This is a genomic window from Paraliobacillus zengyii (assembly GCF_003268595.1).
Classification (GTDB): domain Bacteria; phylum Bacillota; class Bacilli; order Bacillales; family Amphibacillaceae; genus Paraliobacillus_A; species Paraliobacillus_A zengyii.
Genome location: NZ_CP029797.1, coordinates 883,383 through 907,857, shown reverse-complemented (window position 1 = coordinate 907,857; position 24,475 = coordinate 883,383). Strand labels below are relative to the sequence as shown.

Sequence of the window (24,475 nt, the reverse complement as noted above, 5' to 3'; positions counted from 1 at the left end):
GTAAAAAGTGAGTAATTTCAATGTAGAGTGTTTTTTTTTTTTTTGAAATGTGTTATATTATCTCATGGGCGCACTAATTAGCCATATAAAATTAGAATAGAGATTAGGAGTGTAATAGAATGAAAAAACTAGCTATCGCAGCAACTATAGCAGCTGGGATGATCACATTATCTGCATGTTCATCCGACGATTCCGAAACAGTAGTAGAAACAGCTTCAGGTAACATTACTCAAGAGGCCTTTTATGAGGAGTTAAAAGAACTTAGTGGAAGTACTGTTTTAGAGCAGATGGTAACCCAAACTATTTTAGAAGACAACTATGAAGTAGATGAAGATCAGTTAGATGAACAATTACAAGTATATAAAGATCAATACGGCGATCAATGGGAAACAATCTTAACATCAAGTGGTTATGCTGATGAAGAGGCTTTTCGTGAAGATTTAAAACTTCAACTTTTACAACAAGAGGCTTTAATTGAAGATATAGAAGTTACAGATGAAGAAATCGAGCAACGTTATGAGAGAATGCAAACTGAAATTGAAGCAAGTCACATTTTAGTAGCTGATGAAGAAACAGCAATTGACATTAAAGCACAATTAGATGATGGTGCTGACTTCGCTACATTAGCTGAAGAAAATTCTACCGATACAGCTTCTGCTGCTGAAGGTGGAAGTTTAGGCTACTTCACTGCTGGCGACATGGTAGCAGAATTTGAGGAAGCTGCTTACAGCATGGAAGTTGACGCAATCAGCGACCCTGTAGAAACAACTAATGGATGGCACATCATTCAAGTAACGGACAAGCGTGATGCAGAAGAAGCTCCTGAACCTTTAGAAGACATTCGTGATGATATTCGCGATGAAATTGCTTTAACTAAGGTTGACGATACAGCTGCACAAGAGAAATTAGATCAATTAATGGAAGACGCTGATATCGATGTTAAAATCGAAGAATTCGAAGACTTATTTACAGCTGAAGAAGAAACTGCTACAGAATAATTATAAGACTAAAGACTAGCATTAGAGTAAATGATGCTAGTCTTTTTTCTACTTATTACAATTTTTCTACGCAATCGTCTCTAATTACGATACAATGAAGTTACACTAATTCAAAAGGGTTTAGTCTTTGTTAAACCACTCTAATGTTAGCTTTTATTTAAACACAAAAATGAACTACTGATCTTTTTTTATAATGGAGTGATAGAGCATGCCAGAAGATACAACATACTTTTATCAATTTGTACCAATAACATATTCTATTTCAGCAGAAAAGAAACAAGAAATCCTTGAATCGTTTCCCCCACCTAATTTGCCTAATGGGGAGTCTTTCTTCAATATCCAAGAAGAAGAACAGGGTACTAAAGTAAAAGAACGTTTGTTGTTAAATGATTTTGAGGTGAAGTTAACGAAAACAAACAAACAATATTTACGTTTATCTTTCAGTAATAATAACGGAATGATACAAGCTAAAATGTGGGATAATCAAGGGGCAATCACAGAGAACCTACCTCTTCTAGAAAAATATACTGTATTTGACATTGAGGGAGTTGTTGATGCGTTCCTAGGTAATAAATCGGTCACTATTCAAAAGATACAAGTATGTAAAGAAGAAGTAAATCCATTTACGCTTTTACCTTACACACAACAGAGCTTAGAAGATTTAACAACAGAGTTATTTGCTTACTTATCTGAATTATCCGATCCATATAAGGAAATTGCATTTGCCGCTTTGCGACGATTTTGGAAAGACTTTCGTATGGCACCTGCTGCAAAAGGCTACCATCATAATTATTTAGGGGGCTTATTAAAACATACTGTTGGGTTAATGCGTTTTGCACGTTATATTACAACATTGGATGCCAATCCTTTTCAAGCAACGATAAAATTAATTAATGTTGTGGAAAAGGCCTATAAAAATGAGTTATGGTCAAACTTTCAAGACGAAATAGACAATCAACATGCTACAGTATGGAAAGATACAATTGACCACCTTTATCACATGTTGCAAGGAATGATGAAGCACCATGAAACACCACTTAATGCTGATCTATTAATCACAAGTATTTTATATCATGATATAGGGAAATTATTAGAATATGATTATGCAGGTAAATCGTTTGATCCATTTTCCTTTTTGTATCCGACAGCGGATATGAGCATTACACAAGACCGAAAACAGGCCGGTATAACGATGGACCCATTAGGTGTTCTCGTTGGTCATATCCCTTATGGTGTCTTATTACTTACAAAAGTAATTGAAACGGATAAAATAGTCGTTCCTATTGAGGCAATCCACAATATGTCACATTGTATCCTTTGCCACCATGGCTTACCTGAATGGGGAGCTGCGGTCAGACAACCGCAAACAATGGAGGGTTATATCATACACATCGTTGATTATTTAGACAGCCGTTATGAAAACACTGAAAAAATAAAGTAGGTTAAGGATCCTTTTCCTTACCTACTTTATTTTTTCACTCAATATCATCTTTTGGTATAAAATTAAAAATTTCACCAGATTCAACAACGTTAATAAACCTTATTAACCATTTATAGTAATTTTGAGCATAGCGCAGACGATCAATATCCAATGTGATTTTATCAATTAAATCTTGTTCATCTGTCTGTTGACGAATCCGTTCTAATGCTTGGATTGTTTCTTCTGCTTCTTCAATGTTTGATTCTGTATGGTGACTCCAACGGTTACCAAATAAAGATGTGAATGATTTATACCAGTCTTCTTCAGATTTATATAAATCCTTTCTTTCACCTTTTTTAAATGCAGGTTCAACCATTTTCATTTCTGACAACGCTCTTACACCTGTTGACATACTTGTCTTACTCATTTCTAAGGCATCACGCATTTCATCCAAAGTCATTGGACCATCATTGAAATATAATGTGCCATATAAACGACCAACAGATGGTGTAATTCCATAAAGATTCATATTCTTTGCTATTACTTGGATAAACTTATCCATTATCTCTTCATAACCTATCCATTCCTCTTTACCTTGATAACTTGGCACTATTTGCTCCTCCAACATGTGAAAATTTTTAATCTGACACTACCTATCTTAAATGCAAACGCTAACTTTTCCAATAGTTTACACATGATTTAATAAAAATATTAAATTATGTGTAATAATAAGTTAAATTCGAACCAATTGAAAGTCATACCCATCATAGACTGTTTCACTACTCCAATTATAGTCACTAGTAAATAAGATAATTTGTTGTTTCGTACTTAGTTGCTTAAAGATCGCATACATCTTATCCAAACGATTTGGATCGAAATGAACAAATGCATCATCAATAAAAAATGGCATTTGTTGTTTTTTTTGTATCATTTCACTTAAAGCAATGCGCAAGGCAATATACAATTGATCTCTTGTTCCCTGTGATAACTCAGTCACGATAAAACGTAATCCTAAAACATCTTCTACTTGTAACATTGACTCTTGATCTGTAAGGAAAACACTTTTATACTTTTCGTCTGTTAATTTTTTAAAGTGTTCGGTTGTTTGTTCCAATACTTTCGGTAAAAAAGAGCGTTGATAAATATTTTTTGTCTCTTGTAATTTTTCCTTAGCTAATTGATAGGTAGCCCATTGTTTTGCCTGTTCCTGTAGTTCATTTTTCAACTCATAATAGTGATGTTTCTCATCTTGAAATGACGTCGATATTTCAACCCGCCTTATTTCAGAATGAATGTCTGCTAATCGTTGTTGATTCATTTCGATTTGACTCTGTACTTCTTTTAACTTATTTGTAATTTGATATAGTGCATTTTCTATCTCATGCTTTTGAATTTGCTCTCCTGCTAATAATCTTTCCCATTCTTCTTTAGATAAAAACGTATTAATTTGCCGTTCATACGACTTTAAATCTGTACTCTTTTTTACTAATTCTTCCTTTTGATATCCTTTAGCTATATAACTTTCTTCATCACTTACGTTTGCCTTATTCCATAATTGATTAATCTCATGCTCGTATGGCTTGATTCTTGATTCAATTGTTTCTCGTTGTGTTATTAAATTTGTTCTATTATTATGTAACAGTTTTTCTCTTTGTTTTAAGTGTTTTTGATTATCAACTTCATCAATTATCAACTCAAGCATTTTAGTAGGTTGATGTGATTGTGTTTGATAATTCAAATGAAAAACATTCGCTAACCACTGTTCATAATTATTAATATCCTTACTTGCTTGCAAGATATCTTTATTTAGTTTGTCCAAGTTGTCTACTTTTTCTACTACTTTTGTTAGATGATTAAAAAGCTTTGACCAATAACCGACTGATATTTCTTTTAGAAAAGGAAATTGTTCCATTTGCTCCTTACTTTTTGATTCTAAGATAGTTTTTCTTTGTATGAAAAATTGTCTTCTTTCATCTGCTTTTAACTTTGCTAATTGAATATTTCTTAGACTATCATTTATTTTTGTTAATCTTTTGTTCAATTCAACTTGTTCGGCTATCACGTTTTCTGTTTCCTTAATATTCTCTGTACTACTAGCATGATTGGTATCCACTTGTTTATGACGATCAAATAGCGGTTCCATAGCCTGAATAGATTGACGTGTAAAAACCTGATGTATCGAACCAATTACTAAAAAAAATGCACTTATAGCATATAAATAGTAATTAGATAATAGAAATCCCGCTATAGTGCTTATTACTAGTAGAATTAAACTATAAAAACTAAAACGGTTTGTACTCTTCAATCTCTTGTTTCTAAGCGTTTCCCAATTATTATTCTGTTGTTGATTGCTAGACAGTGATTTTTGATAATCCTCTATTTGTTTGTTCAATTCGTTGATAGTAGCTTGATCGAGTTGTTTATTTTCAAGTGTTTCTCGTTCTTTTTCTAATAATCCTTTATTCTCTTGGATCTCCTTTAATTCTGTTTCTATCTGAGCTAACCCTGCCCTTACGTCTTCTTGTTCTTCTTTTAAATGCTGCCATATATCCTCTGTAGCAAACGGTAAGGATAAATCTGATAATTGCTCCAAAGTCAGACCGATCTGTAATTGTTCCATTTCATGCGTTAACTGTCTAGCTAATTCTTCTTGTGCTTGTACGTTAAATGAATACTTGTTTAAATTCTCATGATACACATAACGTTGGTCCTTAAGCTTTTCTAATTCATCTATTGAGGCTGTAGATAATTGTTTATTATTTATCTCTTGGAGTTGCTTTGTCTCTTTTTCTATATTCAAGTTTATTACGGTTAACTCACTTTTTAATGGTAATATTTGTTCTTTTATCTGCTGATAACGTTCCAGGCCATTCTCTGGAAAAGAAATCTCTTCTGGTAAATCGCTTAACTTATTTTGTGTGTGATGAAAAGCTTCAATCACTTCATGTAGCTGTAGTTTTTGTTCCGTTTTTTGCTTTTCTTTACGTAAACGCTCACTTTTTTCTTGGGAAATTGCTACTGTCTCTTCTAAAGATACTTTAATTTTTTGTTTCTCTTTATAAAGTTGTGTCTCTTGTTCCATTTGTTCTAACTGTTTTCTTTTTTCTTCCATTGTATCAATCAATTGATTCATCGCTGGTTTTTTTCCTTGTGGCCTAAACAAATCTTGTAATTGTTGATCTAACCATTTTTCTGTCCAATATATTTGATCCGTTCCCGTCATACCAACACCTAGCAATACTTCGCCAATATCTGTTTGTTTTATTTGTTGTAAGCGTTGAAGAGAAATAGAATCAAAAGAAAAAATATCAGCAAATGTTTGTGCATCCACACCACTTAGTCTTTCTTTTAACCACTCTTCTCCATGTACCATACCATCTTGATCATAACAGGTTGCCTGTGCTTTGTTTCGGTCATGAATGCGCTCAATTGTAAAAACCCCTACATCTTTTGTCTGAATCTTTAACGTACCACCCATTTCCCCTCCAGTTTTCGGTAGAAACTGACTACGCTGTTTAGGTGGCATTCCAAATAAGATAAATAGCATAAATTGTCTTAACGTTGATTTCCCTGATTCATTTTGTCCAGCAATTACAATAAAAGAAGCACCTGATAGATCAAAAGTAACTTGCTTCCACTTGCCAAATCCAAATATATTTGCCTCTAATATTTTCATCTTTCTTCCTTCCTTAACAGTTGATAGATTAACAGATTTTCTGCCTCTGTCTTAACTTCCATCTTTTCTTCGTCTGTTAACTTTTCTAGGAATTTTCTTGCTTGACGATGTTTCCATACAGATTTAACTGTTTCATCAAAATCCTTATCTTCGTCAAAAGTTCGCAATAATTCCCCTAGGAAATCCTCGCCTTGACGCAATTTCTCCTTATCTGTACGATTCTGTTTAGATAGTTTAACTTCTTGAATCCACACCCAGTCTTGATAACTCATCATTTTCTCATTAATAAACTCAATCACATCTGTTAACATCTCTTCGTAGTACCATGTTTCCACATCTTCTATGTAATTATAAAAACGCAACCTAATAACTGATTTTCCAAATAGAGTAGCTATTTGCTGGACTTCTTCATCAACAATTTGCTCTAAAGCTTGTAAGCTCGTACACATTTTTAAATCAACTTCAATATCTTCAAAACGAATTACTTGAAGTGGGCAAAATGTCAAGGAATTACTGTTTTCCCCTAATTCAACATGGTAACAGCCTTTTTCTCCTGTTTCTTTTTTAGAACGTCCTTGTGTATTTCCGGCATATACTACTGGCGGGTCATTTTTAAGTTGCTGCCGTTTATGTATATGACCTAATGCCCAATAATCAAATCCCTTTTCCGTCAATTCACTTAATTGAAATGGTGCGTACGTATCATGGTCTGTTTGCTGTGCCACACTACCATGAAGCATGGCAATATGATAAGGTGTATCACTTACTATTTTATATTGCTCTGTTTTGTTCTCTATAACGGCTCGTTGCAAATAGCTGAATCCATATATAGTCGCCACTTGTTTTTGGTCTCTTTCAAAAATAAAAGATTGAACATTCTCTTCTGTAAACAATCGAACATTATCTGGAAATTGGAAAGTTAATAAATTACGATTAAGATAATCATGGTTTCCAAATGAAACATATACCATAATATTCTCTTTTTCTAAAACTTCACATGCTTTCAAAAATTGCATTTGTGCATAAACACTTTGCACTGTTTGATCAAAGATATCCCCAACCATTAGAACAAAGTCGACTTGTTTGGCAATAGCTGTTTCAACCAAGCGGTTTAATGCGTCAAATGTACTCTTTTTCACTTCTTGTAAAAGTTTATCTGGTAAATAACTTAGGCCCACAAACGGGCTATCTATATGTAAATCCGCACAATGGATAAAAGAAATGTTTTCTTGCATAAAAAAATTCCTCTCTAGTTTTACATGTAATTTTACTTTTATTGTAGCAGACAGACAGAACGAATGCACGTTCGTTTATTATAAATATGCAACTTTCGTAAAGTGAAATTTATATATATGTGTTGACATAACAAGAAAATCTCAAAAACCAAATTTGAAGTTTAATTTGCGCACTCAACATGGCAACTCCTCTGGCAAATTGGATAGAAACTGCGACATAACATTCTTTATATAAATTGCAATACAACAGAATTTATGCCCGCTCCTCAAGCGAAATGGGCTCCCTTTCCGCAGGCACGGCTTCAGCTAACTCGGAAGAAAAAAAGCTTCCGAGTGGATCTTCAGCCCGTGGGATTGCGATTACTCATCCCATCGAAAACATTTGCTGTTCCTGCAGGAGTGTCGCCCATTTCACTTGATCCGCTAGTTTTGTCTTTAAACATTTTATGAACTACAAATAAACACATTAATCATTAGTTTCTTGAAAATATTTCGACATGATTCTGTCTTACACTTAAAAATAAATCCACTAATCAGCGAAGGAAGCAAATGGTTGAGACTCCTGTGGGAATAGCACGAACCGAAGATCCTCTATAGAAGCGTTCTTTGCTTCTATAGATAGCTGAGGTTGTGCCCACGGAAAGCGAAACCATTTGCTGACGTAGCGAGTAATACCAGATTGTTACGTCGTAGTTGATGATAAATCTGACACATGGAACATTATGTTGGATTTTATGGATGCTTCGTAATAAAACATAGTCTTTTAGAAACAGCTTATTTTAAGACTACCGAACAATATAGTAGGTATACTCCAAGCTTAAATCAGCCAACTGAGATAATTGAGTTAATAAAAAAAGCTTGCAACAAAGTTACAAGCTTTTTTAACCTATTCTTTTTTTGATAATTGAAAAGCTTTTTTAAAATCTTTTAACGAGGCGCTACGACCATACATTAGAACACCGCCACGATAAACTCTAGCTCCGATAATCGCTAAAATTGCTATCGTTACAACCATAATTCCAATGCTTATAGCAACTTCCCAGAATGCCACATCCAACATCCCTACACGTAGAAACATAACCATTGGTGTAAAGAATGGAATATAAGAAGTCACCGTAATTACAGTCGATTCAGGTACACTGAGACCAAACATTGCTAGCATAAATGCAACCACTATGAGTAAAATGACTGGTGTCATTAATTGCTGCACATCTTCTATTCGACTAACTAGTGAACCTAGCATTGCTGACAAAGTTGCATATAGTAAATAACCTAACAAAAAGAAAACTATTGCATAGACAAAGGTTGCAATCGAAATGTCTGACAAGCCAAAGGCATCAAAAAAACCACCTGCTAGTTCATCTTGTTTTTGTTGAAGCATGACAAAACCTACTACCATAAACAAACCAATTTGAGTTAAGCCCAGTAGTGCAATTCCAATTATTTTCGCAAACATTTGACTTACTGGTGATGAACTAGAAATTAATATTTCCATTACACGAGAGGATTTTTCATTTGCTATATCTTGCGCTATCATATTGCCGTACGTGATAACTGCAAAGTATAACAAGAAAAGAATCACATAAACGAGACCACGCGCACCACTTAATTCTTCTTCTGTTTTTGCTGTTGTTCCATCTGCTGTTTCAATTGCTACTGTATCAAAACTGACAGGTGAATAAATAGATTCCAAGACAGTTTGATCAATACCAGCTTGATTAGTAGCTAATGCAACTTTAATTTGCTGTAATTGCGTTTCTAATTGCATTTGAATGGAATTGTTGGATAGCTGCGCAGTATGATATGTTGCAATTGGCAAATTATCTTGATCCAATTCAATGTTTAATACACCAACGTAAACTTCCTCTTGTACGCTTTCTTCCGCTTCTTCTACTGTTCCATTAAATAGCTCTAATTCTAGACTATCATCTGATGCCATATTTTCAGCAAGTAGGTTGTATACTTCCTCAGTTTCATCAATTATTGCAACTACATCTTGCTCATTATCACTATCAAATAAATCTATAATCGATTGCACATTGGCTAATCCAATAATAAACACAAGGAAAATGGCTGTTGTAATGATAAATGATTTTGATTTAAATCGTGTCCAGTACGTATGTCCTAAGACAATCCAAAATTTATTCATATGCTTCACCTGCTTTCTCAATAAAGATATCATTTAAAGAAGGTTCTTCTAACTCAAACCTACGAACAAAGCCTTTATTTTGAATTGCTGCAAAAACAGTTTGTGATACTGCTTCATTTTCGATTTGTAATTTACAACCTTCTGGAAATTTCTTTAGTGTGAGAACACCCGCAATATCTTTCAGAAAGTCTAAATCAAAATCAGCGTGAATAAATAAGTTCTTCTTACCAAATGACCGTTTAATTTCTTTTAACGCGCCATGAACAATTGGTTTACCATGTTGCATAATACAAAGGTGTTCACACAATTCTTCAACTACCTCCATCTGGTGCGAAGAAAAGACAATCGATGTACCTTGCTCTTTTAAATCAGTAACTGCGCGCACCATCATTTCAACATTAACAGGGTCTAATCCAGAAAACGGTTCATCCAGGATAAGTAATTTAGGTTTATGTATGACAGCAGAAATAAACTGGATTTTCTGTTGATTACCCTTTGATAATTCTTCAATCTTTTTATCGATATTTTCAGGAACTTTAAATCGTTCTAACCATTTTTCTAATTCAGTAACAATAGCTTTCTTTTGCATACCTCGAAGTTTTCCTAGATAAATAATTTGATCTTTTACCGTGAGTTTGGGATACAATCCTCTTTCTTCTGGTAAATAGCCAATTTGATCACTTTTACTATAATCTATCGCTTCACCATTCCAACTAACTTTTCCCTCAGTAGCGTCCATCAATCCAAGAATCATTCGGAAAGTAGTTGTTTTACCTGCACCATTAGCTCCTAGAAAACCAAAAATTTGTTTTTCTGGTATTTCTATTGACAATTGATTAACAGCAGTAAAGTCACCAAACTTTTTAGTAACTCGTTCTAACTTTAACGTCATAATTTCATTTCTCCTCTCTTATTAAAAATCTGTCTACTTATTAATACGGCCTAAACTCAAAAAAGTTTCACATTATCTTCTATGGCTTTAATCTTACGTATTATAGAATGTAGTTAAATATGCAAACTGTCAATACTTTCTCAATTAAAAAAACTTGCTGTCATCAGCAAGTTTTTTTAATCTTATATTTATTCTTGTGCACCGTATAATTCTTCTAAAGGCTTCGTGATTGTTTTACTAACATCATTAATTAGAACATTTAAACGTTGCTCTTGGTCCATTAATTTAGAAATTTGCTCATGTTGTTGAACAGTTTCAACAACTTTACGCGCTTTCTCAACTTCTTCTTCTGTAATTTCTTGTCCTTGCATTTGTTTTTCTTGTAACTCTATTTGTGTATTACGAAAATCTTCAAACATTTTTTTCGCAACTTCATCCGCCATAACAGTTTCATATGCCTGTTTTAAATCTTGAAATTCCTCACTGTTTCGTATTGCGTTTTCTAAGTCGTGTGCACTATCTTGAATATTTGACATTTTTATAAAATCCTCCTACGTTTGATCCTTCTTTATTACTCACTCATTTACTATAACAAACCTATATTAATTATCCAACCAATACGATAATAATTCCTTGAATTAATCCAATTAAACCACCCAACAATGCTCCTAAATACGTAATTAATTTCAATTCCTTACGTGAAATATTTAATACGAGCTCTTCTACTCTCTTCAAAGGAAATGCTTGAACTTCCTTTTCAACAATCTCTTCTAAACCAAGGGTATGTAGTAAAGGAGCTAGTCTTTTTTGTACAACGTGTAAGAATTGAGTCGTAGCACCTGTGACGATTTGATCGACAAAAGGAGATAATGAGCTTAACCAAACCCGAATCGGTTTATCTGCTATTTCTTTTACTGGGAAATAATTATTAACTAAGTAATCGATCGCAGTCGTAATTCGATCTTGTCCTATTTTTTCTTCGACTTGATTAGCAGAATGGAATAACACGTTTTCCCATTCTTTTCGCAATAGCTTCTCAATTACCTCATACATATCATCAGATTTTGTATAGTTTACGAATATCGGTTGTATTTTATCCACAACTGTTTTACCGCCAAAGACCGAAGCTAACATATTCCCGAAAAATCCCTTGTCAGCAAAGTATGTATCGAGTAACTCCTGCATTTTATTTGCAGCAGCTTTTCCTGCAATATATTGATTTACCTTTTCTTGAATCATTGTTGCACTATCCGTGAGGAAATCTTCTACCTTATCTTGCATATCTTGACCAATAATTTCACTCATTTGTTTCGAACCATTTTTGTGCATCCAATCCTTTTGATACCTATGTAGCCAGTTTTGTAAGCTTTGTTTTATTTGCACCTCGTCTATATTCAAATTCACTTTTTTAACGAATGTACGAACAGTCTGATCTGAATTCATCAAAGTATCTAATTCTTTTGCTAACCACTTTTCCACTTGAATTTTAAAATCAGCATGAAATAATTTATTTTGTATGCCCTCAACAGTTATGAGATGTTCCACCACCATCTTTCCTAATTGCTTGGCTAACTCGTCTTTTCTTTTTGGAATCAAGCCTGGAGTGAACGGAACTTTAAACTTACCAATATATTTTGCCTCATGTGGGCGAAATAGCATTCTGATCGCTAAGGAATTCGTAATACCACCAATAAGAGCTCCAATTCCAATCATTACTAAAACTATTACTATGGGTGACATTGTGCACCAACTTCCCTTCTGAATGATTATACTTTTATCCGCTGTACAACCCTAACGAAGCTGTTAACATTGTAGTAGAGCAAAAAAAGCTCTGCTGCTTGAAGTTTCAGTTTATATTGTACCATTATAATGATAATTCAATTACATGAAAAGTTATCACACTCTATATCACTCAATTTGTTATAATAAGAGTAACAAATATAGAAAGTGAGGTATCTAAATGTTAGAAAAATTAAAAGAAGTATTCCCATCCTTACTTTGGGGAAAGGAAGATCTAACCCCTAAAAAAGGATACCTTTGGTTTACTACAAATAATAATGAAATAATTGGTATAGATAAAAAAGAGATAAATACAAAAGAAAAGCAATTACTTGATACTTTTTTAACCCCATACTACGGTAATGAGTCCCCTACTAACACAAATAGGGAGAAACAATGGATACAATTGCTATTTGAAAATAACAAAGAAAAATTGGAAGCCCCGCCTGATACATATCGTTTTGTTTATTTCACATTATCTGAACCAATTGATCCACTAGCTTTTCAAGAAGCAATACATGGTTTATTTCCAGATCAAGTGCCTATTATTTGGGAAAACCAGCAAGAAGGCGTTATTATTGAAGAAAGTAAACCTACATTGGAAGAGGATACATCATACGATCAGATTATTGATGTATTTATGAGTGACTTCTACATTAATATCCTTTTTTATGTTGGACCTTTTTTTACTGATTTACAAAAGAGTCCACATTACTATCAATGGATTAAAAAATCTTTTCATACCGTACATCAATATGAGAAAAAGACAGTTATGAATTATGTTACAGCTGTGCCTTATTTAGTAAGTGCCTCATTATTAGAGACTGACTATATAATGATGATTGATTCCATTTTACAAGATACAGATCAAGATGAAGAATTGCTTAAAACAATTCAAATATTTCTTGAATGCAATTCGAATACCTCCTTAGCCGCAAAAAAAATGTACATGCATCGGAATAGTTTACAATATCGAATTGATAAATTTATCGAAAAAACAAATATTGATGTGAAACAATTTGAAGGAGCTCTATCTGTGTACTTAACACTTTTACTTAAAAAGAAATTAAAACAAAGTATGTAAGCGTGCACAAACAAGCCATCATTTTTTTGTGCATGTTTGCCATTTACGTAAACGCCTTAATTCAGTAGACTATACACATAAGATAAAACGCTTACAAAAACAGGAGGGTTTCACATGGCTGAACTAACATTGAAAAATATTGATAAAATTTACGAGAAAGATGCAGCAAAAGCAGTTGATAACTTTAATCTTGAAATAAAAGATAAGGAATTTGTAGTATTCGTTGGTCCATCTGGTTGTGGTAAATCAACAACACTTCGAATGATTGCAGGATTGGAAGAAATTTCATCAGGCGAGTTCTACATCGATGATACGTTAATGAACGATGTAGCACCTAAAGATCGCGATATTGCAATGGTATTCCAAAACTATGCATTGTATCCACATATGACTGTACGTGACAATATGGCTTTTGGACTTAAGCTTCGTAAATTTAAAAAAGACGAGATTGAAAAACGTGTTAATAATGCAGCTAAGATACTTGGCTTAGAAGCATACTTAGATCGTAAACCAAAGGCTTTATCTGGTGGACAACGTCAACGTGTAGCATTAGGACGTGCAATTGTACGTGATGCTAAAGTCTTCTTAATGGATGAACCTTTGTCTAACTTAGACGCAAAATTACGTGTGCAGATGCGTGCAGAGATACAAAAGCTACACAAGCGTTTACAGACAACAACTGTTTATGTAACACACGACCAAACAGAAGCAATGACGATGGCAACACGCCTTGTTGTCCTTAAAGATGGTATCATACAACAAGTTGGTGCTCCTAAAGAAGTATATGACAAACCTGACAATATCTTTGTTGGTGGATTTATTGGTTCACCTTCTATGAACTTCTTTACTGGTTTATTGGAAGACGGCCAATTTGCTATAAATGATGATAATAAAATTAATGTTCCTGAAGGTAAAATGAAAATTCTTCGTGAACAAGGATATGTAGGAAAAGAATTAGCTTTAGGTATTCGTCCTGAAGATATGCATGATGAACCAATCTTCATTGATGCTAATCCAAACTCTAAGATATCTGCTGTTATTGATGTAGCAGAATTAATGGGTGCAGAGTCATTCCTTTATTCAAAATTAGCTAATCAAGATTTTGTTGCTCGTGTCGATTCTCGTACAGACATAAATGGTGGGGAAACAATTGAACTAGCACTTGATATGCACAAAGCACATTTCTTTGATCAAGAAACAGAATTACGAATCAAATAATAAAACAAAAAGCCTCGTTTAAATTAAACGAGGCTTTTTTTTCATGTAAAAAGTTTGTTACGAATCCGTTATGTTTTTGTTCTTATTCTACATTATATAATTACTTCTTGAATCGATTTTAGTTGTTCTTTCTCACACGTGGGACAAAAAAATACATGTACACAGGTATGATTAGCTTGTGATTTAATATCTCCATCAAAGAGTTTCATACCTTCATTATCTAAGTAAGGAGCATAATCACCTAACTGTTCAATTAAACGACCTTTCTCATTCATTTGTGTGTCACATGTTGAACAAATCGTATCAATTTTTGTTAATCCATTACAGATAGGACACATATACAAGTTATCAACTTCTTTCAAGTACTGTCAACGTAAAACCTTTTTTTTGTTTTAACAATTTTAAAATAAAAGGGGCACATAATGTGCCCCTTTTTTACTGCCATATTTTATTTAATTATTGTTGTGGAGTGTTAAATTGTTGTTCTGCTTGTTGAACTAAACGCTTGGTGATTTCGCCACCTACAGAACCGTTAGCTCTAGATGTTTCGTTAGCTCCTAGAGATACACCAAATTCTTGTGCAATTTCAAATTTCATTTGGTCAAGAGCTTGCTCGATTCCCGGTACTAGTAATTGATTTGATTGGTTACTTTGTGCCATATCAACTGTTCACCTCCTACAATAAATAGTGTAAACAGAATCGCTAATCTTATTAAACTCAATTTCTGGAAAATTAACCTTAACTGGTTAAATCATTTTTTTTGGATCAACAAATTTATCAAAATCAGTCTCTGTTACTATTTTCAACATTACGGCCGCATCCTTTAAGGTTAATTCGTCTTGAAAGGCTTTTTTTGCTATTTTAGCTGCATTCTCATAACCAATATGAGGATTTAATGCCGTAACAAGCATTAAAGAATTATTTAGATGTGCCTCCATTTGTGCTTCAATTGGCTCCATCCCTTGGATACATCGTTTATCAAAAGATGACACACCATCAGCTAATAACCGTACAGATTGCCAAAAATTATAACTGATTACAGGTTTAAATACGTTAAGCTGAAAGTTACCTTGACTTGCTGCAAAGCCAATTGTTGTATCATTTCCCATTACTTGCGAGACGATCATCGTCATTGCTTCAGCCTGTGTCGGATTTACTTTACCTGGCATAATCGAACTTCCTGGTTCATTAACAGGAAGTTTGATTTCTCCTATACCTGCTCGAGGTCCACTCCCTAGCCAACGGATATCATTAGCGATTTTCATTAAATCACCAGCTAATGCTTTTAGCGCTCCATGCGTATGTACAATTTGATCATGACTTGTTAATGCATGAAACTTATTTGGTGCTGCTTTAAATGGTATTTTTGTGTAATCACTAATAATTTCACATACAATTTCCGAGAATTGATCAGGTGCATTTAAGCCAGTTCCTACTGCTGTACCGCCAATTGCTAATTCTAATAAATAACTACTACTATCTTCAATCATTTTTTTCGTTTTGATGAGCATAAGATGCCAACCGCTTATCTCTTGTCCAAATGTTAATGGTGTTGCATCCTGTAAATGCGTTCGACCAATTTTAATCACGTGTTGATATTTTTCCATCTTGCCCACTAATGTGGTTATTAAATTGTCTATACTAGGTAATAATTGGTTTTCAATTTGTTGAATAGCAGCTATATGCATAACAGTCGGGAACGTATCATTTGAACTTTGTGATTTATTAACATCATCATTTGGGTGAATCGTATATTTACTATCTTTAGCCTGTAACCATTCGTTTCCCACATTGGCAACTACTTCATTTATATTCATATTTGTTTGCGTTCCACTGCCTGTTTGCCATACTACTAATGGAAAGTGAGCAGATAACTCGCCGGTAATTATTTTATCTGTTGCAAAAACAATCGCTTCCATTTTATCCGCTTCTAATATACCTAATTTATGATTCGCAATGGCCGCGCTTCGTTTTAATAATGCGAAAGCTGTAATAATTTCTATTGGCATTTTCTCTGTTCCAATTGGAAAGTTCTCTATGCTTCGTTGTGTTTGAGCTCCCCAAAATTTATCTATTGGTACTTTAACCTCTCCTAATGTATCTTTTTCTACCCGGTAATCCACGTTAACAACACTCCCTCTATATTCACTATTTACTTTCTATTCTACCGTGTTTATTCTCTGATAACTACACACAAAAATCCTTCCTCATATTTTTGAGAAAGGATTTCATTATAAATTAATAGTCATAACCAAAATATTCTTCTAATGTAAGATCTTGATCATGAATTTCAGTAGCAATTTCCTTACCAACGTAACGAATATGCCATGGTTCATAATTATATCCAGTTATTTCACTTTTTCCTTCTGGATATCTAATAATAAATCCCTCTTGGTGGGCATTTTCTGCTAGCCATGTTCCTTCACTCGTTTGTTTAAATGATTCTTCTAATAAAGTTGCCACTGTTTCGGTCGAAGAACCTATATCCATAGCTAAACCTGTTTGATGTTCACTTGTACCAGGACTAGCGGAGTATTTATCAGCGTATTCTTGTCCATTAGTTGCAACACTATTATCATAAATTTGTTTCTGTCGATCATAAGAACGATAGCCTGATACAGCAATTAGTTCAATTCCTTGTTCTTGAGCACGGGTAAATAATGATTCCAATGCCTTAGCCGCTTCTTCTCGCATTTGACGTTTTGGATCACCTTCTGCTGCATAATGTTGCACATTTGGAACAACTAAATCAGCTGGTTCATAACCATCTGGAAGCTTACGTTGTTTATTAAGATAAACTTGGTTACTTTCCGGATTATCTACTACATGTAGACCTGTGTCATCTTCTACCTCTGCTATATGTTTATTTACTTCATCTTCTTGCTCTTCTTCTAATTCTTCCATACTATCGTTTTCTTCCTCTACCGTATTCTCTTCTTGTTCCTCTTGAACAGTTTCATTTTGATTTGTATCATCTTGAGTTATAGGTTCTTGCTCGTTATTACTCTCTTCACACGCAGTAATAAACAAAAGGCTAAATAAAATAAGTGGAAATAACCATAAACGCATACTAAAAATCCCTTCGATTACTATTTTAAATTCTTACTTACTATAACATATTCTAATATTCGTGAGAGAGGAAATTTAAAGCATTTTTTTTTGCACAAAAAAAGCCCCTGTCATTAATGGACAAGGACTGACTATTTTAATATTCCCATGAGTATGCTTGGTATTCTTTGCTTAAATGAAGAAACGTCTCTTTATCCTGCTTGTCAATTGAATCATTAATTTTGTTCTCTAAATTAGATTTATTCCATTGTGAAACCAATGAATCCAAGATTAATGTTGATGCAAGTTTGATCTCAAATGAAATTTCTCGTTTTGCTTCAATTGGTTTGTCTTTCTTACCATTAAATGCTCTCAACGTGTAATTCACTTTTTGCTTCTTCATGGAACACGCCTCCTAGTCCCTTTTTTCCATTATCCTAGATTTCAGGTTTAAATGCAATAGTTTAACGCACAATTTTCAGAATATTTATTTAAATATTACCCCAGAATATAAATAATTAAACATTAAAATAATGAACTTTTACGCTTTGGTTTTATCTTCACTAAAGCAAAATAGATTGCAATTGCAATAAACACACTGAATGTTATTACCATCCAAATTACGTCATAGCGCATTAAAAAAGCTGTTGCTGGAGGTCCGACTGCTACACCTAAATAACGTGCTGAACTATAGAAACAAGTGATTGTTCCTCTCACTTCTTTATCAATACTTTCCGTAATAATCGCATCTAAACATGGCAATCCAACACCAATTCCAACTCCTCCAATTAAAAAAACGATTAAAATATAAATGAAATGATCCGAAAAATATATAGCAACTACTGCAGTTGCTAATATAAGAAGCCCAAAAAACACTGTCCATTTCATTACTTTTACATGAGACTTAATTCGTTTACCTGTCAGATATGATGCCAAACATAAAGCAGCTAATGGCCCAGCTAAGTAAAAACCTTTTTTTATACCCGTAATAGCATATTTATCTTCTAACATACTCGATAAGTAAAACAAGATTCCAAATAAGATAAACATTAAGATTGCACCAATAATGTACACAGCAATTAGCCATCTTCCATGTTTCTTAAAAGCTTTTTTTGTATCTTTCCAAAAAATCTTAACTGCTACTGGTTTTTGTTCATTCTTTGGTTTTTTCACTAAAAACAACACTAAAATTGCAGAAATTACACAGAAAATCGGTATAGATAAAAATGGTAAAAACCAAAAAAAACTTGCTAACCCAGCACCTAAAATTGGACTTAATACTTTCCCAAATGTATTCGATGTTTCTACAAGTCCTAATGTCGCGCTGACGTCCTTTTCACGTTTAAACATATCTCCTACCAATGGTAAAACAATCGGTGCAGTACCAGATACACCTACGCCTTGCAATATCCTTCCGATTATAATGACCATGTATGGTGATTCCATTTTCCAAGCAGCATAACCTGACAATAATCCTCCTGCACCTGATATTAACAACGAAGGAATAATAACTGCCTTTCTTCCAAACCGATCGGATAAAAAACCTGCTATTGGAATAAGTACAATTGCAACCAGAGAATAAACCGTTATGATATAGCTTGTTTGAATTTTTGAAATATCTAGCTCTTTTTCCATTAACGGTAATATCGGAATAAGCATTGAATTTCCTAATGTCATGATAAGGGGGATAGAGGCTAACGAAACAATTGCCCACCTTTTTTCGTGTACTTCATCTTGACCAGTTCCCGATTTATTTCGAGCCATAAAGTCATCCCTTCCTAATCTTAATTATAAAGTAATATATATTAACATGCGTTTTACTATAAGCTATTATGCTTTCTTCCTATCTATTTCATGTATTTTTTATGAAAAAAGATACAAACTCTCACCATAACAACAAAAAAGCTATAGGTTATGGAATTTGTTTCGTAAAGCAAACATCCTTGCTATATCCCAATTGATATTGCCTGCCGAAGCTTTTTTTCTCTAGACTCATTAATAGTATATTTGGTAAGCTATGTATGCTAGTTAGAAACTATTGGAGGAGACGTCATGAGCCAGTATGATAATTATAAAAAAGGAGAAAAAGGAGCTTGGGTAAGTATCATCGCATACCTCTCTCTAGCCTCTTCTAAATTGATCATTGCAACAATTGGTGGTTCAGCTGCTTTAAGAGCGGATGGACTAAATAATACAACTGATGTCATTGCGTCAATTGCTGTTTTAATAGGTCTTCGTATATCGAGAAAGCCTCCAGATGAAGATCACCATTATGGTCATTTTCGTGCTGAAACAATTGCGTCACTAGTAGCAGCGTTTATTATGATCAGCGTTGGATTACAAGTTATCATTGGTTCATTTCAATCTATAATTGAAACAAACTATACTCAGCCAAGTTGGTTAACTGCTTGGACTGCTTTAACCGCAGCGTTTGTCATGTTTGGTGTTTATCACTACAACTTGCAACTATCAAAAAAGGTAAATAGCACATCATTATATGCCGCTGCACAAGATAACAGAGCGGATGCACTTGTTAGTATTGGTGCATTTATCGGCATTGTCGGTGCACAAATTGGTTTATATTGGCTTGACCCTGTCACAGGACTACTTGTTGGTTTCATCATATGTAAAACAGCTTGGGATATTTTTAAAAACGCAAGTCATACATTAACGGATGGATTTGACGAAGAAAAGCTAGATATCATTCGAGCGAGTATAATAAGTGATGAAGAAGTGATAGAAGTGAAGGATATGAAAGGACGTTTGCATGGGAACCAAGCATTAATCGAGATCACTATCTATGTCGATCCAGAATTAACTGTAAAACAAAGTCATCACATTACAGATCGAATTGAAGATTTATTATCTGAGAAACATGACGTACCACATGCACACATTCATATTGAACCCTATCCATCTAAAAAAAAGTAACGAGGAGATAATCTCTCGTTACTTTTTTTAGATAGTTAATAGAAATACTGTAGTTGAAGCACCCAATATAACAAGAATTATATTTAATCTAAATAAAGCTAATACTATCGCAATTAGCCCGCCAAAAAAACCTATCCAAGGTGCTTCAGGTATGACGGTTAAAATACCTGGAAAAATTAATGCCCCTAATGCAGCATAAGGTATTACATTGAGCCATTTGTTAACCCAACCAGGAAAAATTATTTTATCCACTATGAAAGCAGGAATCAGCCTTGGTATAATTGTCACAAGTGCCATACCAATAATCGTAAACATAATCATTTTTCTACCACCTTTACGAAAAGTGTACCAATAAAACTGGCTAATAATGTACTACATACAATGGCCCAACCTTGATCCATTTGCATACTAAACAAATAATTAAAAATCATTGCCAAAACGGCAATAACACCATAACGCACTTCGACCTTAACTGATGGAATTAACAGCGCAATAAACATAGCATACAATGCGATTCCCATACTCATACTTAGAGATTCAGGTATAACATCGCCCAATATACCACCCAAAACAGACCCTAACACCCATGATAAATAAGCAGTTAGCATTAAGCTTGCATAGAAGTATCCACCATTCTTTTCGTTTGCTTCTTTAGTATGTAAAGACGCTACTGAAAACGACTCGTCTGTTAGTCCCAGAGAAAGCGGAGCCTTCCATTTTAAGTCAAGATTTTTAGACCTATTCATAAAAGATAAGCTCATTACAAAATGACGGAAGTTTAGTACAAATGTTGCAATAATGATTTCAATAGAACCAGCACCAATCGCAATCATATTAGCGCCCATAAACTGTGCTGCTCCTGCATAAACAAATACACTCATTGCTGTTAACTCCATTAATGTCATACCTGACTGTGAGGCAAGAACACCGTATGTAATCGCAATCGGTAAATAACCGAACATTATAGGTAAACCAGTCAAAAAACCATTTTGAATCATTTTTATTTTTTGTGATGAATGGCGCTCAATCATTACTTTGGCCATTACCATACCCCCTGTGTTGCTTTATGTATGATACTTTAACATATTATTGCACCATGTGAAATTGTGAAAAATAATACCTTTCTCAAAATACCCAACTAAACTCTTACCTGGCTCTAAAAATACACGACACTTTCCTCAAACACTTCGGTATAACCATCAACTGCGACACCACAGAATCTCCTGAATGACCCGCTACTCAAGTGAAATTGACTCCCTTTCCGCAGGCACGGCTTCAGCTAACTTGGAAGCAAAGAACGCCTCCAAGTGGATCTTCAGCCCGCGCTGTTCCTGCAGGAGTGTCGTCAATTTCACTTGATCCGCTAGTTTATTACACTGCAATATTAGAAGAGAATAAATTTATTACATATCGAAAAGGTACACTATTAAGCGAAGGAAGCAAATGGTTGAGACTCCTGTGGGAACAGCACAAACCGAAGATCCTCTATAGAAGCGATCTTTGCTTCTATAGATAGCTGAGGTTGTGCCCCATAGCCGTCAAGCTAAGGATAAACTATAGAAAAAACAAACATTACGCAACTAACTTCTAACATAAAGTTGAATTATTTTCCAATTAGATGTATGCGTAATAATAAGCCACTTTACTATTTTAAAAAAATGTATAACGTAATCCTATACTGCTTGGAAGGTTTGTTCATACGTAAGATATAGAATGTCAAAAGGACTCTTATGTTGATAACGATGATCTTTCCTTCCATGCCTGTAGACATTTTGATAGATGTTCTTTATCAATGTAATAAAGGAAGTGCTATGATACAACGCTTGGCCTTGATCCTCTTCAATGGCGCTTTTCACATGGTCGATACATTTGAACTCACTGCCTTCGATCTGATGCTTCTGATAGAGGTAATAACGACATTGAAAAGCAATCATAGATGATAGAAGAATATGAATTAGCGTACCATATAAATGGCACGAAAATCGTTCAGGATTCATTGCGCGCACCTTGTCGATATGAAATAATGATTTCCATGTTTTAAATAGAATTTCCACTTGCCAACGTAAGGAATAGATTGGGTATAACCCTTGCATATCTACTTGATCCGATGTTATATTGGTGGCAAGGATTTGGATTTGATTTTTTTTGGTGGCGGATTGGGTGTGACCCCCTTTCCGTCTTCTCTTTTGTAAATACCCCTCTCTTTTCATTTTCTGTTCCTCGGTTAATTGTTGCACGACCAGACGTGTTTGGAGTGTGTTTTTCCCTTTCTTTCCGATTTGAATGTGCCCATAATCTATCGCTTCTCCATGTTCCAATTTTTTTGCATCTTCTTCTGGTTTGATTTGCATCATCTTCCCTTTTTTATCCCATGTCCAAAACGTCATATTGGCAGGGACACGTGAGATATAAAAGCCACCTGCACGATCTATTTTCTTCAAGTGTTCCCCAGAAAAGTAACCCAAATCGCGCAAGATAAGATCTCCTGGTTCAATTGTGTCTGCCAATTCCCGTGCTGCATGTTGGTCGCTTTTTGTTTGGTCATAAAGGAATGTATGCAGAAATTTCCCTTCAAATAGTTCATATTCTAATTGGATTTTGGCACCATCCGGATGATCTGGATCATTTTTAGGTACACCAAAAGAAGTGGCGTCTAAAATACGGATACGAGAAAATAAATGATCTATATATAATGGACGCATAAAAATAGCTTGTTGTTCAGCTAGTTGATTAAAAATCCCCTGGAGAAAGGCAACACCTTTCGCATCGAAACGTTGATGTAGGGCCTGTTTAGATATATCCGCACCGGATATGCGCGTGATACTTGAACATAGATTCCCCAAACCACTAGAGCCTACTGTTTCTTTTAAAAAGGCACAAATACTTAAGAAATCTTCTGGCTTTAATTTATTTTGGCGTTGAACAAACCCTATTTCACGCGCCCATTGACGCACCTCAGAGACTGATAACACTTGATGAATGCCTTGAATAAATGGCTCCATTTCTTTCTTGAAATACATCGACATCCCCTCCAAATAACTATTTCTTATCCGTTAGGGTATCGTATTTTTCTAGTTCTTTAAACCGTAGTGCTTAGCTTGACGGCTATGAGCCGTGCCCACGGAAAGCGAAACCATTTGCTGACGTAGCGGGTAAGGAATTTTCACTATGTCGCAATTTTCATCTACTGCTCAGTTGAAAATTTAAAAAGAAGCAAGGTAATTATTACCTCACTTCCTAGATTTATACTATTCTTGTTCTGTAATAATTAGTGGTTCGTTTTTTGTTACTACAATTGTATGTTCAAATTGTGCTGATCTTTCTCCATCTACAGTTCTTGCTGTCCAATTATTATTATCCATCTTACTATGCCAAGATCCTTCATTTAACATTGGCTCAATCGTAATCACCATACCTTCTTTCAAACGAGGGCCTTTACCAGCTAAACCATAGTGAGGAATATGTGGTTCTTCGTGAATAGTTGGACCAATCCCGTGCCCAGTAAAGTCGCGTACTACTGCATAACCTTCTGCCTCTGCATATTGCTGAATCGCATGTCCTATATCTCCAATACGATTTCCGGCTTTTGCCTCTTTGATCCCTCTATAAAGCGACTCTTTGGTGACATCCAAAAACCGTTTTGTCTTTTCATCCGCCTCTCCAACAACATACGTCCAAGCAGAATCCGCCAAACCACCATTTAAATTAACTACCATATCAATTGTTACAATATCACCATTGTTTAATGGCTCATTTCGGGGAAATCCGTGGCAAATTTCATCATTTACAGATGCACATGTTGCATATTCATAACCGTTATATCCCTTTTGTTCAGGAGTTGCACCATTATCTGCTAGATATTTTTCAACAAAGTCATCAATCTCTTTTGTTGTGACACCTGGTTTCATCATTTTAGCTATTTCTTTATGACAAGATGCTAATAGCTTACCTGCCTCTTCCATCATAGCTACCTCTCTTGTACTTTTTCGTGTGATCATCGTTCATACTCCCTTTCATTCATTACTTACTATATCATATTTTCTT

Annotated in this window: 22 protein-coding genes; 5 read left to right on the top strand and 17 right to left on the bottom strand. The window is 34.5% G+C overall.

Features of this window, described 5'->3' with window-relative positions; genetic code table 11:
- Positions 1-119 precede the first annotated feature (119 nt).
- Together DM447_RS04495 and DM447_RS04490 are read left to right on the top strand one after the other, a co-directional pair.
- A complete protein-coding gene (locus DM447_RS04495; RefSeq protein ID WP_112180083.1) occupies positions 120-998 on the top strand; it encodes a peptidylprolyl isomerase in 879 nt (292 codons plus the stop codon).
- 208 nt (positions 999-1,206) lie between these two features.
- Positions 1,207-2,439 (top strand): HD domain-containing protein, encoded by a 1,233-nt coding sequence (locus DM447_RS04490; RefSeq protein ID WP_112180082.1) that lies wholly within the window; start codon positions 1,207-1,209, stop codon positions 2,437-2,439.
- A 34-nt stretch (positions 2,440-2,473) separates the two neighbouring features.
- On the opposite strand, the gene DM447_RS04485 is transcribed toward DM447_RS04490, so the two are convergent.
- From DM447_RS04485 to DM447_RS04455, 7 genes are all read right to left on the bottom strand, one after another.
- The gene (locus DM447_RS04485) at positions 2,474-2,980 is read right to left on the bottom strand and encodes a GbsR/MarR family transcriptional regulator (protein ID WP_369974649.1); all 507 of its coding nucleotides are present in this window, start codon (positions 2,978-2,980) and stop codon (positions 2,474-2,476) included.
- Positions 2,981-3,151: 171 nt separating this feature from the next.
- Entirely contained in the window at positions 3,152-6,094 is a 2,943-nt protein-coding gene (locus tag DM447_RS04480) for an ATP-binding protein (protein WP_112180080.1), read from the bottom strand.
- Positions 6,091-7,329 (bottom strand): metallophosphoesterase family protein, encoded by a 1,239-nt coding sequence (locus DM447_RS04475; RefSeq protein WP_112180079.1) that lies wholly within the window; start codon positions 7,327-7,329, stop codon positions 6,091-6,093. Before DM447_RS04475 ends, DM447_RS04480 begins: the two co-directional genes overlap by 4 nt.
- Positions 7,330-8,215: 886 nt before the next feature.
- Entirely contained in the window at positions 8,216-9,478 is a 1,263-nt protein-coding gene (locus DM447_RS04470) for an ABC transporter permease (protein ID WP_112180078.1), read from the bottom strand.
- A complete protein-coding gene (locus DM447_RS04465) occupies positions 9,471-10,370 on the bottom strand; it encodes an ABC transporter ATP-binding protein (RefSeq protein WP_112180077.1) in 900 nt (299 codons plus the stop codon). The genes DM447_RS04470 and DM447_RS04465 overlap by 8 nt, the downstream gene beginning before the upstream one ends.
- 188 nt (positions 10,371-10,558) lie before the next feature.
- Entirely contained in the window at positions 10,559-10,906 is a 348-nt protein-coding gene (locus DM447_RS04460) for a YlbF/YmcA family competence regulator (RefSeq protein ID WP_112180076.1), read from the bottom strand.
- Positions 10,907-10,976: 70 nt separating this feature from the next.
- Positions 10,977-12,110 (bottom strand): DUF445 family protein, encoded by a 1,134-nt coding sequence (locus DM447_RS04455; protein WP_112180075.1) that lies wholly within the window; start codon positions 12,108-12,110, stop codon positions 10,977-10,979.
- Positions 12,111-12,330: 220 nt separating this feature from the next.
- On the opposite strand from DM447_RS04455, the gene DM447_RS04450 reads away from it, so the two are divergent.
- Positions 12,331-13,233, top strand: coding sequence for a PucR family transcriptional regulator (locus DM447_RS04450; RefSeq protein ID WP_112180074.1), 903 nt, complete (start codon positions 12,331-12,333; stop codon positions 13,231-13,233).
- Between the two features lie 114 nt (positions 13,234-13,347).
- Positions 13,348-14,451, top strand: a complete 1,104-nt coding sequence (locus DM447_RS04445; RefSeq protein WP_112180073.1) for an ABC transporter ATP-binding protein — start codon at positions 13,348-13,350, stop codon at positions 14,449-14,451.
- A 92-nt stretch (positions 14,452-14,543) separates the two neighbouring features.
- On the opposite strand, the gene DM447_RS04440 is transcribed toward DM447_RS04445, so the two are convergent.
- The 6 genes from DM447_RS04440 to DM447_RS04415 form a co-directional block, all read right to left on the bottom strand.
- Positions 14,544-14,726, bottom strand: a complete 183-nt coding sequence (locus DM447_RS04440) for a hypothetical protein (RefSeq protein ID WP_157967417.1) — start codon at positions 14,724-14,726, stop codon at positions 14,544-14,546.
- A 181-nt stretch (positions 14,727-14,907) separates the two neighbouring features.
- Positions 14,908-15,111, bottom strand: a complete 204-nt coding sequence (locus DM447_RS04435; RefSeq protein ID WP_112180071.1) for an alpha/beta-type small acid-soluble spore protein — start codon at positions 15,109-15,111, stop codon at positions 14,908-14,910.
- Between the two features lie 87 nt (positions 15,112-15,198).
- A complete protein-coding gene (fumC, locus tag DM447_RS04430) occupies positions 15,199-16,575 on the bottom strand; it encodes a class II fumarate hydratase (protein WP_112180070.1) in 1,377 nt (458 codons plus the stop codon).
- A 115-nt stretch (positions 16,576-16,690) separates the two neighbouring features.
- Positions 16,691-17,521, bottom strand: coding sequence for a M15 family metallopeptidase (locus tag DM447_RS04425; RefSeq protein ID WP_112180069.1), 831 nt, complete (start codon positions 17,519-17,521; stop codon positions 16,691-16,693).
- A 136-nt stretch (positions 17,522-17,657) separates the two neighbouring features.
- A complete protein-coding gene (locus DM447_RS04420) occupies positions 17,658-17,903 on the bottom strand; it encodes an IDEAL domain-containing protein (protein WP_112180068.1) in 246 nt (81 codons plus the stop codon).
- 122 nt (positions 17,904-18,025) lie between these two features.
- A complete protein-coding gene (locus DM447_RS04415; RefSeq protein WP_112180067.1) occupies positions 18,026-19,264 on the bottom strand; it encodes an MFS transporter in 1,239 nt (412 codons plus the stop codon).
- Between the two features lie 288 nt (positions 19,265-19,552).
- Between DM447_RS04415 and DM447_RS04410 the strand changes: the two genes are divergently transcribed.
- On the top strand, positions 19,553-20,431 hold the full coding sequence (locus DM447_RS04410; protein WP_112180066.1) for a cation diffusion facilitator family transporter: 879 nt from the start codon (positions 19,553-19,555) through the stop codon (positions 20,429-20,431).
- Positions 20,432-20,458: 27 nt separating this feature from the next.
- Here DM447_RS04410 and DM447_RS04405 read toward each other — a convergent pair whose 3' ends face one another.
- The 4 genes from DM447_RS04405 to map all read right to left on the bottom strand — a co-directional run bounded on the left by DM447_RS04405 (position 20,459) and on the right by map (position 24,429).
- Positions 20,459-20,752 carry an AzlD domain-containing protein gene (locus DM447_RS04405; protein WP_112180065.1) on the bottom strand — a complete coding sequence of 98 codons (294 nt, stop codon included), beginning with the start codon at positions 20,750-20,752 and terminating at the stop codon, positions 20,459-20,461.
- Positions 20,749-21,474, bottom strand: coding sequence for an AzlC family ABC transporter permease (locus tag DM447_RS04400; RefSeq protein WP_232824336.1), 726 nt, complete (start codon positions 21,472-21,474; stop codon positions 20,749-20,751). The genes DM447_RS04405 and DM447_RS04400 overlap by 4 nt, the downstream gene beginning before the upstream one ends.
- Before the next feature lie 630 nt (positions 21,475-22,104).
- Complete coding sequence (locus DM447_RS04395) at positions 22,105-23,451, bottom strand: IS4 family transposase (RefSeq protein ID WP_162632560.1); 1,347 nt, start codon at positions 23,449-23,451, stop codon at positions 22,105-22,107.
- A gap of 228 nt (positions 23,452-23,679) precedes the next feature.
- Entirely contained in the window at positions 23,680-24,429 is a 750-nt protein-coding gene (map, locus tag DM447_RS04390; RefSeq protein ID WP_112180063.1) for a type I methionyl aminopeptidase, read from the bottom strand.
- Between the last annotated feature and the right edge of the window lie 46 nt (positions 24,430-24,475).